The organism is Actinocorallia lasiicapitis (genome assembly GCF_054778695.1).
The window spans coordinates 15,703-31,278 of record NZ_BAAGZI010000027.1 but is presented as its reverse complement, the minus strand read 5'-3'; the positions used below and the strand labels follow the sequence as shown (position 1 = coordinate 31,278).

Sequence of the window (15,576 nt, the reverse complement as noted above, 5' to 3'; positions counted from 1 at the left end):
GGGGCCGCAGACGCCGCCGCCCGGCTGGGCTCCGCAGGGGCCGCAGACGCCTGCGCCCGGGTGGGTGTCGCCCCAGCAGCAGCAGCAGTGGGGGCAGCCGGGGGCGTATCCCGGACAGTTCGGGCAGCAGCAGCCGCCCAAGCGGAACAAGGGCGTGCTGGCGGCGGTCGGCGCGGCGGGCGTCGCCGTGCTGGTGCTGCTCGGCGCCGTCGCCTATGTGACGCTCAAGGACGACGGGCCGGAGAAGGCGGCGATCGTCCCGCCCGAGCAGAAGTCGTCGGCCGCCGCCACGACCCTGCAGAGCGTGCCGGGGCTGCACTACGCGGGCAGCTTCGACGCGGGCGGCAGCACCATCCAGGCCGACCTGTCGGTGACGCGCTCCGGCTCCGCGACCGGCACCCTGACGATCGACGGCGACACCGTCGAACTGATGGTCATCGACGGCGTCCCCTACATCAAGGCGCCCCGGTCGTACTGGCGGAAGCAGACCGGGATCGGCGAGGTCAGCGCGCCCGCCTACAGCGACCGCTGGTCCAAGGCGCCGTCGTCGCTGGCCGGTTTCGACCTGCGCACCAAGCTCACTCCGGCGAACCTCGGCACCGGGCTCGGCAAGGCGATCCCGCTCGTCCCGCCGTCCGGCGCCCCGACCGCGGAGCCGGTCGACGGTGACCAGGCGGTGAGTTTCGAGGGCGACGACTACCAGTTCTATGTGTCCGACTCCGCTCCGTACCACCTCGTCAAGATCAAGGGCGGGGCGAGCCAGGGCGTCGACCTGAGTGTGACGGAACTCACCCTCCCGCAGACCACCGACGTCTTCACCCAGCTCAAGGAGAAGGCGAAGAGCGGCCTGGCCGGCTCGCTCGACCCGGACGCCCGCGTCAACCTCGTCGGCAAGCCGGCCAGCAAGGGCTGCAAGGAGAGCAGCTGCACGTTCACGATGAAGCTCCGCAACTCCGGCGCCGAAGGTGTCACGGCGAACGTCTTCTTCACGATCACCGACGGCAAGCGCGCCGGCGGAAAGAAGATCACCGAGTGCCGCAGCACTGGTCAGTCCCTCAAGTCCGGCGCGACCGTGACGGTGAGCTGCCGCACCAGCGGCGGCGGCTGGACGAAGTGGGCCAAGAACATCAAGCCCGGCGCGAGGGCCTGGTACTGGACCGACGTGCGGTTCACCGTCGAGGCCGTCACCGGCAAGAAGGTCACCGACCTGGTCTCCAAGCTCGACCAGGAACAGCAGGGCGCATAAGTAACCCCTGATTCCGGTTGGGTACATTGTCGTCCGTCCGAAACCCGCACCGGGCAGTGGACGGACGGCAAGTGTGATACATCCGGTATTGCACGGGGATCTCACCTCCGCACACAGAGCTGCGCGGAGGTCACGGCGCGGGGTCTCACAGTCCGAGACGATGTGTAAATGTGCACGTCATCACGGACGTAACATAAGCACAAAGCCCTAGTAGCCCTCCTGTTCCAGGCCCGACCCCTGGGGCCGTTGGACTGCGCGTCGAGGAGGTTTGACCTCTGTGACCAAACAGGTCCAGCAGCTCGACCGCGTCATCATCCGCTTCGCCGGCGACTCCGGCGACGGGATGCAGCTGACCGGCGACCGCTTCACCGCCGAGACGGCGGAGTTCGGCAACGACATCTCCACGCTGCCGAACTTCCCGGCCGAGATCCGCGCCCCCGCCGGAACTCTGCCCGGTGTCTCCAGTTTCCAGCTCCACTTCGCCGATCACGACATCCTGACGCCGGGCGACGCCCCGAACGTCCTGGTGGCGATGAACCCGGCGGCGTTGAAGGCGAACCTCGGCGACCTGCCCAAGGGCGCCGACGTGATCGTCAACACCGACGAGTTCACCAAACGGAACCTCGTGAAGGTCGGCTACGAGGCTTCCCCGGTCGAAGACGGTTCGCTCGCCGACTACCGGGTGCACGCGCTGCCCCTGACGTCGATGACGGTGAAGGCCCTCGAGGACTTCGACCTGTCGAAGAAGGACGCCGAACGCGCCAAGAACATGTTCGCGCTCGGTCTGCTGTCGTGGCTCTACCACCGGCCGATCGAGTCGACGATCTCGTTCCTGGAGAAGAAGTTCGCGAAGAAGCCCGAGATCATGAAGGCGAACATCGCGGCCTTCCAGGCGGGCTGGTCGTTCGGTGAGACCACCGAGGACTTCTCGACCTCCTATGAGGTGAAGCCGGCGACGCTCGCTCCCGGCCTGTACCGGCAGATCACCGGGAACACCGCGCTCGCGTGGGGTCTGGTGGCGGCGGGGGAACGGTCCGGTCTCGAGCTGTTCCTCGGCTCCTACCCGATCACCCCGGCCTCGGACATCCTGCACGAACTGTCCAAGTACAAGAACTTCGGGGTGCGGACCTTCCAGGCGGAGGACGAGATCGCCGCGGTCGGTGCGGCGCTCGGCGCGTCGTTCGGCGGTGCGCTCGGGCTGACCACCACGTCGGGTCCAGGGGTGGCGTTGAAGGCGGAGACGATCGGTCTCGCGGTGGCCGTCGAGCTGCCGCTGCTGATCGTCAACGTGCAGCGTTCCGGCCCGTCGACGGGGATGCCGACCAAGACCGAGCAGGCCGACCTGCTGCAGGCGCTGTTCGGCCGGAACGGCGAGTCGCCCGTCCCGGTGATCGCGCCGCTGTCGCCGTCGGACTGCTTCTACGCCGCGGTCGAGGCGGCCCGGATCGCGGTCAAGTACCGCACGCCCGTCTTCATCCTGTCCGACGGCTATCTGGCCAACGGGTCGGAGCCGTGGAAGCTGCCCGAGGTCGAGGATCTGCCGATCATCGAGGCGAACTTCGCGGAACCGAACCAGCCCGATTTCCAGCCGTTCAAGCGTGATCCGGAGACCCTGGCGCGTCCGTGGGCGATCCCCGGCACGGCCGGGCTCGAGCACCGGATCGGCGGTCTGGAGAAGGCCGACGGGTCGGGCAACATCTCCTACGACCCCGCCAACCACGACCTGATGACGCGGCTGCGGCAGGCCAAGGTCGACGGGATCGCAGGCGACGTCGAGCCGCTGCGGGTCGACGACCCCGACGGCGACGCCAAGGTCCTCGTGCTGGGCTGGGGCGGCACATACGGGGCCATCTCGGCGGCCGTCCGGCGCGTCCGCAAGTCGGGCGTCAAGGTCGCGCAGGCTCACCTCAGGCATCTCAACCCTTTCCCGGCCAACACCGAGGAAGTGCTGAAGTCCTACGACAAGGTGATCGTGCCCGAGATCAACCTCGGCCAGCTCGCCCTGCTGCTCCGCGCCAAATACCTCATCGACGTGGTCGGCTACAACCGCGTCCGCGGCCTGCCGTTCAAGGCCGAAGAGCTCGCCGACGTGATCCGGGATGTGAACGCAAGTGAGTGACGCCCTCGCCCTCGTGCCGAAGTCCGAGGTCAAGCTCGGACTCAAAGATTTCAAGACCGACCAGGAAGTGCGCTGGTGCCCCGGATGCGGGGACTACGCGATCCTGGCGGCGGTGCAGAGCTTCATGCCCGAACTGGGTATCAAGCGGGAGAACACCGTGTTCATCTCGGGGATCGGCTGCTCGTCGCGGTTCCCGTACTACATGAACACCTACGGGTTCCACTCGATCCACGGGCGTGCGCCGGCGATCGCGACGGGCCTGGCGTCCGCGCGCGAGGACCTGTCGGTGTGGGTGGTGACCGGCGACGGCGACTCGCTGTCGATCGGCGGCAACCACCTGATCCACGCGCTGCGCCGGAACGTCAACATCAAGATCCTGATGTTCAACAACCGGATCTACGGGCTGACCAAGGGCCAGTACTCGCCGACGTCGGAGACCGGGAAGATCACCAAGTCGTCGCCGATGGGTTCGGTGGACTCGCCGTTCAACCCGATCTCCCTGGCGATCGGGGCGGAGGCGTCGTTCGTGGCGCGGACCATCGACTCCGACCGTCAGCACCTGCAGTCGGTGCTGCGGGCGGCGGCCGAGCACCGCGGCGCGGCCCTCGTCGAGATCTACCAGAACTGCAACATCTTCAACGACGGCGCGTTCGAACCGATGAAGGACTCCGACGTCCGGGACGACGTCACCGTCCGGCTGGAGCACGGCCAGCCGATCGTGTTCGGGAAGGACCGCGACAAAGCGCTGGTCAGGGATGGTTTCGGCTTCAAGGTCGGTGCGCCCGGCGACCCTGACGTGGTCGTCCATGACGCGCGGCACCCCGACCCGTCGCTGGCGTTCGCGCTGTCGCGGCTCGACCAGCCGGCCTTCACCCATGTGCCGATCGGCGTGTTCCGGTCGGTGCCCCGCCCCGCCTACGACGAGCTGCTGAACGCGCAGGTCGGCGAGGCGCAGACCAAGCAGGGGCGCGGTTCGCTGTCGGACTTGCTCACGCAGGGCGACACCTGGCGTATCGACTAGATCGTTTCGCTCAAGAAACGCGCGCGACGGGCTCGGAGTACACCTCTGGGCCCGTTGCGCTTTCTGGAAGACTGATCCCCGTGCGCAGACCACCCAAGACGACCCTCCTGGCCGCGATCATCGTGATCGGGCTGTGCTCGGCCGCCGTGGTGATGACCGGCGTCCTCATCGCCGTGGCCCGCAGCACCCAGACCACCCTCGCCACCCCGCTGGCGATCTACCCCGTGACGGTCGCGACCCCGGGCACGACCTGCGCGCAGCAGGGCGTCGCCGGGTTCGACGGCCCCGAACCGGCCTGCTACCAGGTGTCGGCGGACTCGCTGAACGTCAAGAAGGTCGGTGACGTCAAGGTGCAGCAGCTCCCGGACGGCTCCTACGGCCTCTCCGTCCAGCTCATCGGCGCCGACAAGAAGCGGTTCGGCGAGATCACCCAACTGAACCTCCAGAAGCAGGTAGCGATGGTGGTGAACAACCGCGTGATCACGGCCCCCCGCGTCGACTCCCCGGTAACAGGCGGCAAACTCCTCATCACCGGCGCTTTCACCCAACCCGCCGCCGACCAGCTAGCCCGCGCCCTCACCGGAGCCTGACCCCGCGCCCCACGAATTTGTCGGGTTGGCGCTAATCTTCCGGCGTGTTCTCTCTGGAAGGGTCGGTCGCCGAGGAGCCGCAGGAGCCGGTCGGCGAGCCGCGGGTTCGCCAGGCGGACGGGTGGATGGAGCGCTGGTTCGCCCGGCGCACGAGTCGGCTGCTGGCCCGGACGGACGAGGGCGGAGGCCGGTGCGATCTGGGCGCGGCCGGAGCGGTCGGCGTGGCCGTCGCGGTGCTGGCAGTGCCGCACGCGCTGCTGGGCGCGGCCGGATGGCTGGTGATCGTCGGAACGGGTTTTGTGACGTGGGCGGTCGCGGGCCTGCTGGTCCTGGTCGCGGTGGCGCTGCGGCCCCGGCTGCCGAGGCTCGATCGGGACGCCGACGTCGTGGCGCGCGCCGACGCGCCCGAGTTGTACCGGTTCTTCGACCAAGTGGCGGACGCGGTGGGGGCACGGCGAGCCGATCTGATCGTCGTGGACAGGGAGTTCAACGCCTCCTACGGGCGGGTCGGTGCGCGGCGGCGCGTCGTCGTCACGGTCGGGCTGCCGCTGTGGAGCGTCCTGCCGGACGAGCAGAAGATCGCGCTGATCTCGCACGAGTTCGCACACGGACGGAACGGCGACGCCCGGCGCGGCCTGCTGGTGGGAAGCGCCCGGCATACCTTGCGGACGCTGCACTACCTGCTCGGCGGGTACGAAGGCGACGAGACGGGCCTGATGACATCGGCCAATCTGCTCCTGCGCCCGCTGTTCGCGCTGCTCAGAGGACTGGTACGCGTCGCGGCGGTCGCTCTGGAACTGCTGGCGCTCCCCTCAGGACGGCGCGCCGAGTACCGGGCCGACGTGCTCGCCGCGGGCGTCGCCTCGCCGCCCGCGATGATCGGCTTGCTCGACTCCCTCGAGGCGCTCGCCCCCCTCTACTCCTTCGTCCTGGCCACCCCGGCCGTCACGCTCGCCGCCGGAACCGACCCCCTGACCCGCCTGGCCAACCTCGCCACCGAAACCCCCGAAGGCCACCGCACCGAAGCGTCCGAGACGAGCGTCGACGACTCCCACCCGCCAACCCGTCTCCGCCGCGCCCAACTCGCCGCCCTCCCCCCATCCGCCCCTCTCCTTGCCCTCACCGCCGACTTCACCGGCGAACTGAGCCCGTACGCCCGCCGCATCGCCCGCTCCCTCCACTGAGCGTCCACCCTCCTCGCCTCCCTCCTTCGGCCAGTTGCGCCGCACCCTCGTCGCGTCTTGCGCCGAACGCCCGTCGCGTCGACCGTTCCCTCTGGGCTGCTGCCCTCGTCGCCTCATGAGGGTGACTCCGTGCTGGGCGGTTGTGGCGTGCTCGACTCGCCGTGCATCGCTTGTCGCGTCTTCGGGATCGGGGGTGGGGGCTGCTGCGGGTGTAGTAGGTGGGGCGGTACTTGGGGAGGAGATCCGTGATCAGGGGGCCGCGTAGTATCGCGTTTGTGAAGCGTCGGTGGGTGGTGGGCGGGGTCGCGGGGGTGGTTCTCGCCGTGGGTGGTGGGTTGAGCCTGGCCAGCGGCGGGGCGGAGGGCGTCGCGGTCGAGGAGGTGCGGATCGGGGTCGTGGACGGGCCGAAGGACGATCAGCGGGTCGAGATCGACGCGTCGTTCTTCAAGCCGGTCGGGAAGCCCGCCGGGGCCGCGGTGATGCTCGCTCACGGGTTCAATGGGGATAAGAGCGATATGTCGGGGCGGGCTCGGGAGCTGGCGCGGCGGGGGTACGCGGTGCTGACGTGGTCGGCGCGGGGGTTCGGGGAGTCCGGCGGGGAGATCGCGTTGAACTCGCCCGACTACGAGGTCAAGGACACGCGGCAGCTCATCGACTGGCTCGCCGAGCGGCCCGAAGTGCGGCTCGACGGCCCCGGCGATCCGCGCGTCGGGATGGCGGGGCCGTCCTACGGCGGCGCGATCTCCCTGCTGACGGCCGGATACGACCGGCGTGTCGACGCCGTCGTCCCGTCGATCACCTGGCATGACCTCAGCACCGCGCTCCTCCCCAACGGCGTGTTCAAGAAGCTGTGGGCCGGGCTGTTCTTCACCGGGCGGTCCGAGGGATCCACAGCCTGTGGACGGTTCACGCCCGACCTGTGCGCGATGTACCAGCGCGTCGCCGAGACCGGCCAGGCCATCCCCGCCGACCTCGACGCGCTCCGCGAGCGCTCCCCCGCGACGGCCCCGCCCGTCCAGGCTCCCACCCTGCTCATCCAGGGGCAGTCCGATTCGCTGTTCCCGCTCGACCAGGCCGACGCCAACGCGCGCGCCGCCCGCGGCCCCGTCTCGGTCGTCTGGACCCAGGGCGGCCACGACGGCGGCCCCGACGAGCGGACCAGGCTGAACGGCCTCACCGACGCCTGGTTCGACCACTACCTCGACGGCCGGAACGTCCCGGTGGCGCCGCCGTTCACCGTCACCCGCACCGCGGGCCTCGACTCCACCGACGGCACCCTGTCCCTCCAGGCCGCCACCGCCCCCGCCTACCCGGGGCTGCGCGCCGACCCCCGGGAGCTGGCCCTCGAAGGGGACGAGCAGGCCGTCCAGAACCCGGCGGGCGCCACTCCCCCGTCGATCTCGGCGGTCCCCGGGCTGGGCGCGCTCGGCGGCCTGAGCTCGCTGGAAGGCGGCGGCGGCCTCGGCGGCACGCTCGACATGCCGGGCCAGTCGGCCACCTTCCAGACCGCGCCGCTGGCGGAGGCGCTGCGCGTCACCGGCCAGCCGACGGTGCGGATCAGCACCGACCGTCCGGCGACCCTGTTCGCGAAGATCTATGACGTCGGCCCGTCGGCCGTGCCCGCCCGGATGCTGGCCCAGCCCGTCAAGGTCGACGGCGACGCGCTGATCACCCTGCCGTCCCTCGACCACGAGTTCGCGAAGGGCCACCGGATCCAGGTCGTCCTCACCACCACCGACCTGGGCTTCTCCTCGCCGCTCAAGCCCGCCACCTACAAGATCAAGGCGCTGTCGGGCCTGACCGCGCCGACCGTCCCCGCCCTGACGACGCCCGCGCCCAAGCCGCCCGCCTGGGTCTGGCTCCTCCCCCTGGCCGCGACGGTGCTCGCCGCCGCGCTCCTGTACCGGCGGAAGCCGAAGACCGTCTACGATCCCGCCCTCGCCGACGTCCCCCTGAAGATCACCGGCTTGGGGAAGGTCTACAAGAACGGCTTCAAGGCCGTCGACGATCTGTCGTTCGGGGTCGCGCAGGGCCAGGTCCTCGGCCTCCTCGGCCCGAACGGGGCGGGCAAGACCACCACCCTCAGAATGCTGATGGGCCTGATCCACCCCGACGCCGGCGAGATCCGGATCTTCGGCCATCCCGTGACGCCCGGCGCGCCCGTCCTGGCCCGTCTCGGCTCGTTCGTCGAAGGCCCCGGCTTCCTGCCGCATCTGACCGGCCGCACCAACCTCGACCTGTACTGGAAGGCCACCGGCCGTCCCGCCGAGGACTCCCATCTCGACGAGGCCCTGGCCGTCGCCGATCTCGGGGCGGCCCTCGACCGGCCCGTCCGCACCTACTCCCAGGGGATGCGGCAGCGGCTCGCGATCGCCCAGGCCATGCTGGGCCTGCCCGACCTGCTGGTCCTCGACGAGCCGACCAACGGCCTCGACCCGCCCCAGATCCGCGAGATGCGGGAGGTGCTGGTCCGGTACGCCGCGACCGGCCGGACCGTGATCCTCTCCAGCCATCTGCTGAGCGAGGTCGAGCAGACCTGCACGCATGTGGTGGTGATGGCGCGCGGCCGGAAGGTCGCGGACGGCACCGTCGCCGAGATCGTCGGCGGCCGCGGCCTCGAAGACGTGTTCCTGGAGATCATCGGAGCGGGCCAGTGACCACCAAGACCCTGCCCCTGCACGTCGAGGCGTTGCGGCAGGCCAAAAGGCGGCGGACCATCGTCGCGTTCGGGTTCCTGCTGGTGCTGCCGTGGATCCTCGTGCTGGCGTTCCAGCTCGGCGACGGCGGCGACAACGGCCGTCCCAGCCTCGTCGACGTGGCGACCGACAGCGGGCTGAACTTCGCGCTGTTCACCCTGTTCGTCGCGACGGGCTTCCTGCTGGTCGTGTCGGTGGCGCTGTTCTGCGGCGACACCGTGGCCAGCGAGGCCGGCTGGTCGTCGCTGCGGTATCTGCTGGCCGCGCCGGTGCCGCGCGACAGGCTGCTGCGGCAGAAACTGATCGTCGCGCTCGGGTACGCGTCGGCCTCGGTGATCGTGCTGCCGTTGATGGCGCTGGTCGCGGGCACGCTGGTGTTCGGCTGGAAGGACATCATGCTCCCCACCGGCGGCGCCTTCCCCGCCTCGGACGCCCTCGGCCGGATGCTCGTCATCATCGGCTACTCGCTGGTCGCCCAGTTCGTGGTGGCGGCGCTGGCGTTCCTGCTGTCCGTGACGACCGACTCGCCGCTGGGCGCCGTCGGCGGGGCGGTCGGCCTGGTGATCGTCTCCAACATCCTCGACGCCGTGACGGCCCTGGGCGACTGGCGGGAACTGCTCCCCACCCATTTCATGTACGCGTGGCTGGACGCCCTGCAACCGCAGATCCAGTGGACGGGCATGGCCAAGGGCGCCGCCCTGTCGTTCTCCTACGGGATCGTGCTGCTGGCGTTCGCGTTCCGCGGATTCCGCCGCAAAGACATCACGTCCTGACGGTGTGACCTGGGGGTCCATGCGGGTATAACACCCTTGTCGACTCGCCCCGAAACAGTCCATTCCCTGGACATCCCTCGAATTCGATGCGCAATGACCCCGAGACACCCTACGATCGCTCCGTGTGACCCGAGTCACCGGATAATCGGATGAACGAGTCCGTCCCGTCGCATATGCTCACCGACACCTGAAGGCGGATTCCGCCCAGGGTGAACAACCCGCGTGGTTCAAAGCCACCGGATGAGGGGAGATGATCGAAATGGCACGGCAGCAGCAGATCGTCAAGCTTCCACGAGTCCCCCGTCAGCCGACCCCACCACTCGACCTCCGCACCCCGTCAGGCCGCGTGCTCCCTTACTGATCCAGCTTCTGCCCGCACCACGGGCAGAAGCTGATGCCCACCACGGCCCGCCCGCCGTCATGGATGATCAGCCCCCACACCCCGTACCGCTCCGAATGCACCACCACCCGGTCCGGGCACTCATACGGGTCGACATGCTTCTCACACCGCCGTGAGAGCTGGTACCGCATGTCCGCACAGCACATCCCCATCCCCCCAGCGTAACCACCGCCCCCGCCCGATCCCGAGCCAGGGCGCCGCCCACCAAGGCCCCAGGCCGACGCGGCTACTCGCGCCAGCTGATCTTTTGCAGCTCGAGGAGAAGGGGCGTCACAGCGTCCACCTGGTCGGAGTGCCTCTCGAGATACTCGAAGATCATCATCGAGATCCGGTCACCCGTGGTCTGCGGCCCCACACCAGCTAGGTGTCCAGAGTAGAAGCCGTCCCGCCACGGCTCACCAGAGTCAAATGCCATGCCTGGAGCATGACACGCTCCCGACCCCTGCGCCTTCTCCCCGGAACCGACCGCATGAGCGGCACCATCACTCCAGAACGACGGCCGCAACCGGTCCTCCTCGCGGACTCCCCCACAGACAACCCTGCCAACGCCGCGAGATCACACTGGGACGCCCCCGCCGCTCCCGCCCGCTTCTCGGCCCCTCACCAAGGTTCGGCGGGATCCCAGGGCGCCCGACTCACCATCGACCGGATTCACCCGCAGCGCGGTCGACTCGTCATGGAAGCGGTCACTATGATCACGTTTGCGATATGACGACCCGAGGCGACCGACGGGAGCACTCGTTTGACGGGCGACTCCTCGGTGATGACAGGTGGCAGGGCCACGCAGCTGCCGCCTACCGGGAGATCCTTCCGGCCCAGGCCACGGCACTCGACGGACACCTCCCTCCACAGCACGCTCACCGTGCTCTCCGTGTCTCTCGTCGGTGTCATCGGCGGTCCTGGGCCGATTCTCGCCGGGGCAACGGCCCTCATCGTCGCTGCCTCCGGTCTCTACGACGATTTCAACGACGCGAAGGGCGAGATGCGGACGCAAGCCGATGTCTTCCTCGCTCAGGCCAACAGCAACAATGGGTTCGGCGAGGGCGGTGCATGGCCGATCTCGGGGAGAAGCCTCGAGACGGGAGATATTCGCAAGCCTCAGCCGTCCGCACCGCCCAAGGATCTGCCTTGGTGGATGGGGGGCGGGGAGCCCGCCCCCGACGGCGAGCGTAGAGAGAAAGGGTTGCCGCCATGGGCTCCGGCCGATTGACCGCGGGGTGGGTCGCCGTGGTCTTGGCGCTGTGTTCGGGGGTTGGGATCGGGGCTGGTGGGTGGGAACTGTTCGGTGGGCGGGCCGCCGTCAACGCGCCGACGACGGCCGTCGTCCGGGTCGGTGAGGTGCCGGTCGCGATCACTCCGGTGACGATCGACCGCTCCGCGTTCAAGAACGGGCTGCTCCCCCGTGCCCAGTGGCCGAACAGCTGCGGGCTGCTGTCCGAAGAAGACATGAGGTCCCTGCTTCCCGACCTCACCTCGGTCATGCTAAACGCCGTACCGGTCTACCGTTCGACGCCCGAGAACTCCACCGCCGGTCGGCCGCCGGCATCCGTCGGCAAGGATCCGCGAGCCCAGTGCTACTACGAACTGGGCCTCCCGAACGTCCAGCCGGGGGAGGCCGTCGTCTGGGTTCGGCTGGAGGCGATCGGCTCTCCCCGGGCCGTCGCCGACTACTACGAGGCGACGGCACGGGCCCTCGCCTCGAACGCCACGCCCGCAGGTCTTTGCGGCTTCGAGTACCTCCCGGAAGGGAGCAGGTACTGCCGCACCCGGACCGTCGTCTTCTCCGTGGGCGGCTGGGGCCCCACCAGCTCCCGCAGCCAGTGGCGCGACGGGGTCCTGCGGCGCGTCACCGAGATCCTCTTGCGTCGTCTTCCCTGACTGGGCGGAGCTAGTCGGTGGTGGCTAGGCCTGTGGGGCAGGTGAGGCCGTTGGGAGCTGGCGGGACCGGCCCCGCTCTGCGGAGCTGGCTGAGGACGTGTGCAGAGCGGCGGCCCCGAACCTGGCCCGCTACCCTGACGGGCCGGACGACGGTGACGGGAAGGCTGGGAGCACGGATTATGCTCCTGAGCATGGAGTTCTTCGCCGGTACGCCAAGTCGCTGGTTCGTGACGTTGCTGAGTGGATCAACGATGGAGCTCTGGGCAGACATGTTCAGTGAGGAATCCGACCACTACGAATTTGTCCATCTTGTCCATGCTTCGATTGAGGAGCAGCGGCACGTGGTCCTGGTCGATCTCAACCCAGAGGGCAGGGAGAACGTAGCGATCGTCGCCGCCCGGATTCCGAAGTCCGACGTCGATTACATCGAGGGCGGGCCAGTGGACCCCGAGGACCTCCAAAAGCTCTGACCGATCAGAGGCGCGACAGCTACAGGTTCGGACCCTGCTCAATCCCCTCGACCTCGACAACAACACCGGTCCACCAGTCCAGTTCATCAGCAGGCTGCCAGGCCAATTGAACGTCACGTTGGATGAGGTCCTTAACCATGCCACGCAAAGCAGACTGCGCCTCCTCGAGAGCGTCACTGACGTCTACCTGCTGCAGGAACCCGTCGAGGATGTCGCCACGTGCAAAGCAGATGGCGTACCGCCAACGGTCCGATGTCCGATACAGCACCACTGTTTTCGGATCTCCGCCCGCAAGCCACAACGGGCCCCTGTCACCTCCCATAGGCATACGGTATCGAAGGCCTATCTGCGCTAAGCCCTCGCTGAGTACCGTCAGATACGCCGAGGTTTGAAGGTTGATCGTCGGTTGAGGCAATGCCCGTCTGGCAGGAGCCCCAGGTTGAAGGGTCACTTAGGTGCACACGGGTTGGGCCGATGTTGCAGTAGCCGTTGGGGTTCTTGGCGTCGGAGAGGTACTGCTGGTGGTAGTCCTCGGCGAAGAAGAAGTCGGGGGCCGGGGCGATCTCGGTGGTGATGTCGCGGCCGGCGGCGGCGTGGACGATCGGGGCGAAGGAGTCGCGGGACGCGGCGGCCGACTTCGCCTGGGCCTCGCCGTGGGTGTAGACGGCGCTGCGGTACTGGGTGCCGACGTCGTTGCCCTGACGGAAGCCCTGGGTCGGGTCGTGGTTCTCCCAGAACACCTTCAGGAGCTGCTCGTAGGAGGTCACCGCCGGATCAAAGACCACACGGACGACCTCGGTGTGGCCCGTCCGGCCCGAGCAGACCTCCTCATACGTCGGGTTGGGCGTGTAGCCGCCCTGGTAGCCGACGGCCGTCGACAGGACACCGTGCCCCCCGGCCTCGGCTAGAGCCGCGCCGCTGGAGCACTTGTGGCCGCCGAGCCGCACCTGCCCCAGATCCCGCTCACCCTGCTGAAACTCCTCGGTCGCCACGCAACCCCTTACTTTCGCGAAGTCATCAAAACCGGTTCTAGCGGGCGAGCTCCACCGTCTGCCCGTCGGGGGTAACGGTCATCCGGTAGGCGGAGCGGGAAGGCCGGCCGAGGCGGGCCCATTGCATGTAGGCGGCTTGGGTTTCGGCCCACACGTCGCGGTCTCCGCGGGCGGAGATGTCCCAGTCGCCGTCGCTGCGGCGGGTCAGGATCGCCCCGTTGCGGGGGTCTGTGAGGTCCCAGATGATGATGGCGGGCTCGGTCTGGCTGCCGGTGTCGAGCCATGAGATCCCCGGAGCGAGCGCTGTCAGGGCGAGCTGAGCGCCGTCCGTGCCGAGGGCGCGCGGGTCGAACCGGGTGCGGTCCCAGCGCTCGGGCGCGTCCAGCTCGGGAGCCGATGCCCGCTGGGAGCGGAGCATCATGAACCCGCCGCCGCCCGTGAAGGAGCCGACCGCGGTCCCGTCGTCGAGGACGTCGAGACGCAGCTGCTGTCCCCACTGTCCGGGCATCGGCATCCACGGCGCCACGATCACACCGCCCGGACGGGTCTGGGTGATCCACGCGTACGGGATGTCACGGACCCCGCAGGTCACATGGACCCGGTCGACCGGCTGCCGGTTGGGCTGGCCATCGGCGCCGTCGCCGCACACCACCAGCGGATGGCGGCCGACCGCGGTGAGATTGTCCCGCGCGGTGTCGGCGAGCCGGGGGTCGATCTCGACGGTGACGACCTGGCTGTCGTCGCCGAGGTACCAGCCGATCGCCGCCGCAGTCCAGCCTGTCCCGGTGCCGATCTCCAGGACTCGGTGGTGGGGGGACAGATCGAGGAGCTCCAGGTAGGGAATCGAGATCGTCGCCGAGGACAGGGAGCAGGTTGGCGTCCCTGCCGGGTCGTCGGGTGGGGTGGTTCCGTCGTCCCGCTGGGTGATGACCGAGCCGGGCTGGTAGCAGGCGGTCAGCCAGTCATCGAGGTCGGACGCCCGGTTGATCGGCCGCGACGTGGTGCCAGATTCGCCGTTGATCCATGCCCGCTCGGGGACGAACCCGTGGCGGGGGATCTCCCGTAGGGCGCGCGCCCAGACAGGGTGGTTGAGGAGGCCGTGTCGCCGCAGCCGGGAGATGAGCGGCTCGACCAGGGCGGCGACGTCGGGGACGGTGCTGGTCATTCGTCGGGCTCCCATTCGGTCTCGGCGGGCGAACAGTCGTTGCCGTCGCTCTCGGGTTTGCAGCCAGGACGCGAGGAGAGGACGAGGAGGCGACCGTCAGCGTTGCCGTCCGGGCCGCACACGCTCGGGTCGCAGGCGGTGGCCGGTTCGCATGATCCGTCGCCGCCGGGGTCGCAGAGGGACCAGGGCGGACACGGCGGGTTGCACGCGTCCATGGTCTTACGGATGAGTGCCCGGTGCGGCGCGAATACCTCCAACAGGGCGCCCAGCCCATCCGCCCGGACGTCCCCGGCAGCGAGGTGGCGGGACATCGGGCAGCCGCCCACACGGCCGTCAGGGAGCACCGCGGCGACGGTGATGCCGCAGTTCCCGCACAGCTCCCCGGTCCGGTCGACGTCCGGCTGTTCGGCTCGTCCGAGCGCGCGTTTCCGGTCGACGCTGACGTTCGTGACGCCGAGGTCGGCGAGCAGCGCCTTCGCTTCGGGGATCCGCTGGCCGTCCAGGACGGTGATGATCCCCACCCGGATCGAGATCCCCGCCTCGACGGCACGGCCGATGTTCGCGGTGATGTTGGCGTGCCCGTCCTGCTGGGTGATCGCCTTGTGCTGGGCGGGATCGTCGGAGTAGTACGACGTCGCGAGGGACACGCCCTTCTGGGCGAGGACGTCCCACATCGACCGGGACACCGCGACCAGGTTCGAGTACACCTCGACGCTCAGCCCGCAATCGAGGGCGTGCCCGATCAGGCGGGGCAGCGCCGGGTTCAGGAGCGGTTCACCGCCGATGAACTGCACGGACCGGAACCCCGCTTCGGGGGCCTGGCCAATGACGGTCTCCCAGTCGTCGGCGGTCATGTCGCCGTGGCTTTGGGTGGGGCCGGAGTTGTTGTAGCAGTGCAGGCAGGACGCCTGACACTTGGTGGTGATCTCCAACTGCAACATCGTCACGATCGGTACCTCCGTGGGCGTGAACAGTGTCTCTTGGGCAGGTGGCGTTAGTCGAGACGCCGTCGATCAGGGTCATCTGGTGGAACCCCGGGGAC

Annotated in this window: 15 protein-coding genes; 10 read left to right on the top strand and 5 right to left on the bottom strand. The window is 69.0% G+C overall.

The genetic code is table 11. The features are described from left to right. From ACYVE7_RS05745 to ACYVE7_RS05715, 7 genes are all read left to right on the top strand, one after another. Positions 1 to 1,246 (top strand): hypothetical protein (locus ACYVE7_RS05745; RefSeq protein WP_460363481.1); only part of this gene is annotated, 1,246 nt, incomplete at its 5' end. Between the two features lie 277 nt (positions 1,247 to 1,523). Further along, positions 1,524 to 3,365: a 2-oxoacid:acceptor oxidoreductase subunit alpha gene (locus ACYVE7_RS05740; RefSeq protein ID WP_460363480.1), complete on the top strand. Its 1,842-nt coding sequence runs from the start codon at positions 1,524 to 1,526 to the stop codon at positions 3,363 to 3,365. After that, positions 3,358 to 4,386 carry a 2-oxoacid:ferredoxin oxidoreductase subunit beta gene (locus tag ACYVE7_RS05735; protein ID WP_460363479.1) on the top strand — a complete coding sequence of 343 codons (1,029 nt, stop codon included), beginning with the start codon at positions 3,358 to 3,360 and terminating at the stop codon, positions 4,384 to 4,386. The genes ACYVE7_RS05740 and ACYVE7_RS05735 overlap by 8 nt, the downstream gene beginning before the upstream one ends. Before the next feature lie 80 nt (positions 4,387 to 4,466). Next, positions 4,467 to 4,976: a SecDF P1 head subdomain-containing protein gene (locus ACYVE7_RS05730; protein WP_460363478.1), complete on the top strand. Its 510-nt coding sequence runs from the start codon at positions 4,467 to 4,469 to the stop codon at positions 4,974 to 4,976. A 44-nt stretch (positions 4,977 to 5,020) separates the two neighbouring features. Beyond that, positions 5,021 to 6,160, top strand: a complete 1,140-nt coding sequence (locus tag ACYVE7_RS05725; RefSeq protein WP_460363477.1) for a M48 family metallopeptidase — start codon at positions 5,021 to 5,023, stop codon at positions 6,158 to 6,160. A gap of 275 nt (positions 6,161 to 6,435) precedes the next feature. Continuing rightward, positions 6,436 to 8,817 carry an alpha/beta fold hydrolase gene (locus ACYVE7_RS05720; RefSeq protein ID WP_460363476.1) on the top strand — a complete coding sequence of 794 codons (2,382 nt, stop codon included), beginning with the start codon at positions 6,436 to 6,438 and terminating at the stop codon, positions 8,815 to 8,817. After that, positions 8,814 to 9,629: an ABC transporter permease gene (locus ACYVE7_RS05715; RefSeq protein WP_460363475.1), complete on the top strand. Its 816-nt coding sequence runs from the start codon at positions 8,814 to 8,816 to the stop codon at positions 9,627 to 9,629. The genes ACYVE7_RS05720 and ACYVE7_RS05715 overlap by 4 nt, the downstream gene beginning before the upstream one ends. 354 nt (positions 9,630 to 9,983) lie before the next feature. Here the strand turns inward: ACYVE7_RS05715 and ACYVE7_RS05710 are convergent, their stop codons facing one another. Beyond that, positions 9,984 to 10,160 (bottom strand): DUF6980 family protein, encoded by a 177-nt coding sequence (locus tag ACYVE7_RS05710; protein WP_460363473.1) that lies wholly within the window; start codon positions 10,158 to 10,160, stop codon positions 9,984 to 9,986. 740 nt (positions 10,161 to 10,900) lie between these two features. On the opposite strand from ACYVE7_RS05710, the gene ACYVE7_RS05705 reads away from it, so the two are divergent. The 3 genes from ACYVE7_RS05705 (at position 10,901) to ACYVE7_RS05695 (ending at position 12,377) form a co-directional block, all read left to right on the top strand. Further along, entirely contained in the window at positions 10,901 to 11,239 is a 339-nt protein-coding gene (locus ACYVE7_RS05705; protein ID WP_460363472.1) for a hypothetical protein, read from the top strand. A 17-nt stretch (positions 11,240 to 11,256) separates the two neighbouring features. Beyond that, the gene (locus tag ACYVE7_RS05700) at positions 11,257 to 11,907 is read left to right on the top strand and encodes a hypothetical protein (protein WP_460363471.1); all 651 of its coding nucleotides are present in this window, start codon (positions 11,257 to 11,259) and stop codon (positions 11,905 to 11,907) included. A 191-nt stretch (positions 11,908 to 12,098) separates the two neighbouring features. Then, positions 12,099 to 12,377: a hypothetical protein gene (locus tag ACYVE7_RS05695; RefSeq protein WP_460363470.1), complete on the top strand. Its 279-nt coding sequence runs from the start codon at positions 12,099 to 12,101 to the stop codon at positions 12,375 to 12,377. A 19-nt stretch (positions 12,378 to 12,396) separates the two neighbouring features. Here the strand turns inward: ACYVE7_RS05695 and ACYVE7_RS05690 are convergent, their stop codons facing one another. The 4 genes from ACYVE7_RS05690 to ACYVE7_RS05675 all read right to left on the bottom strand — a co-directional run bounded on the left by ACYVE7_RS05690 (position 12,397) and on the right by ACYVE7_RS05675 (position 15,475). Continuing rightward, positions 12,397 to 12,699 (bottom strand): hypothetical protein, encoded by a 303-nt coding sequence (locus ACYVE7_RS05690; RefSeq protein ID WP_460363469.1) that lies wholly within the window; start codon positions 12,697 to 12,699, stop codon positions 12,397 to 12,399. Continuing rightward, positions 12,689 to 13,324 (bottom strand): peptide-methionine (S)-S-oxide reductase MsrA, encoded by a 636-nt coding sequence (gene msrA / locus ACYVE7_RS05685; RefSeq protein ID WP_460363483.1) that lies wholly within the window; start codon positions 13,322 to 13,324, stop codon positions 12,689 to 12,691. The genes ACYVE7_RS05690 and msrA overlap by 11 nt, the downstream gene beginning before the upstream one ends. 82 nt (positions 13,325 to 13,406) lie before the next feature. Continuing rightward, positions 13,407 to 14,534 (bottom strand): rRNA adenine N-6-methyltransferase family protein, encoded by a 1,128-nt coding sequence (locus ACYVE7_RS05680; RefSeq protein ID WP_460363468.1) that lies wholly within the window; start codon positions 14,532 to 14,534, stop codon positions 13,407 to 13,409. Further along, positions 14,531 to 15,475, bottom strand: a complete 945-nt coding sequence (locus tag ACYVE7_RS05675; RefSeq protein ID WP_460363482.1) for a radical SAM protein — start codon at positions 15,473 to 15,475, stop codon at positions 14,531 to 14,533. The genes ACYVE7_RS05680 and ACYVE7_RS05675 overlap by 4 nt, the downstream gene beginning before the upstream one ends. Positions 15,476 to 15,576: the final 101 nt, after the last annotated feature.

Coding starts and splice junctions, on each gene's coding strand:
- ACYVE7_RS05710 (WP_460363473.1), bottom strand. CDS start 10,160: ATGCGGTACCAGCTCTCACGGCGGTGTGAGAAGCATGTCGACCCGTAT.
- ACYVE7_RS05690 (WP_460363469.1), bottom strand. CDS start 12,699: ATGGGAGGTGACAGGGGCCCGTTGTGGCTTGCGGGCGGAGATCCGAAA.
- ACYVE7_RS05675 (WP_460363482.1), bottom strand. CDS start 15,475: ATGTTGCAGTTGGAGATCACCACCAAGTGTCAGGCGTCCTGCCTGCAC.
- ACYVE7_RS05680 (WP_460363468.1), bottom strand. CDS start 14,534: ATGACCAGCACCGTCCCCGACGTCGCCGCCCTGGTCGAGCCGCTCATC.
- ACYVE7_RS05695 (WP_460363470.1), top strand. CDS start 12,099: ATGGAGTTCTTCGCCGGTACGCCAAGTCGCTGGTTCGTGACGTTGCTG.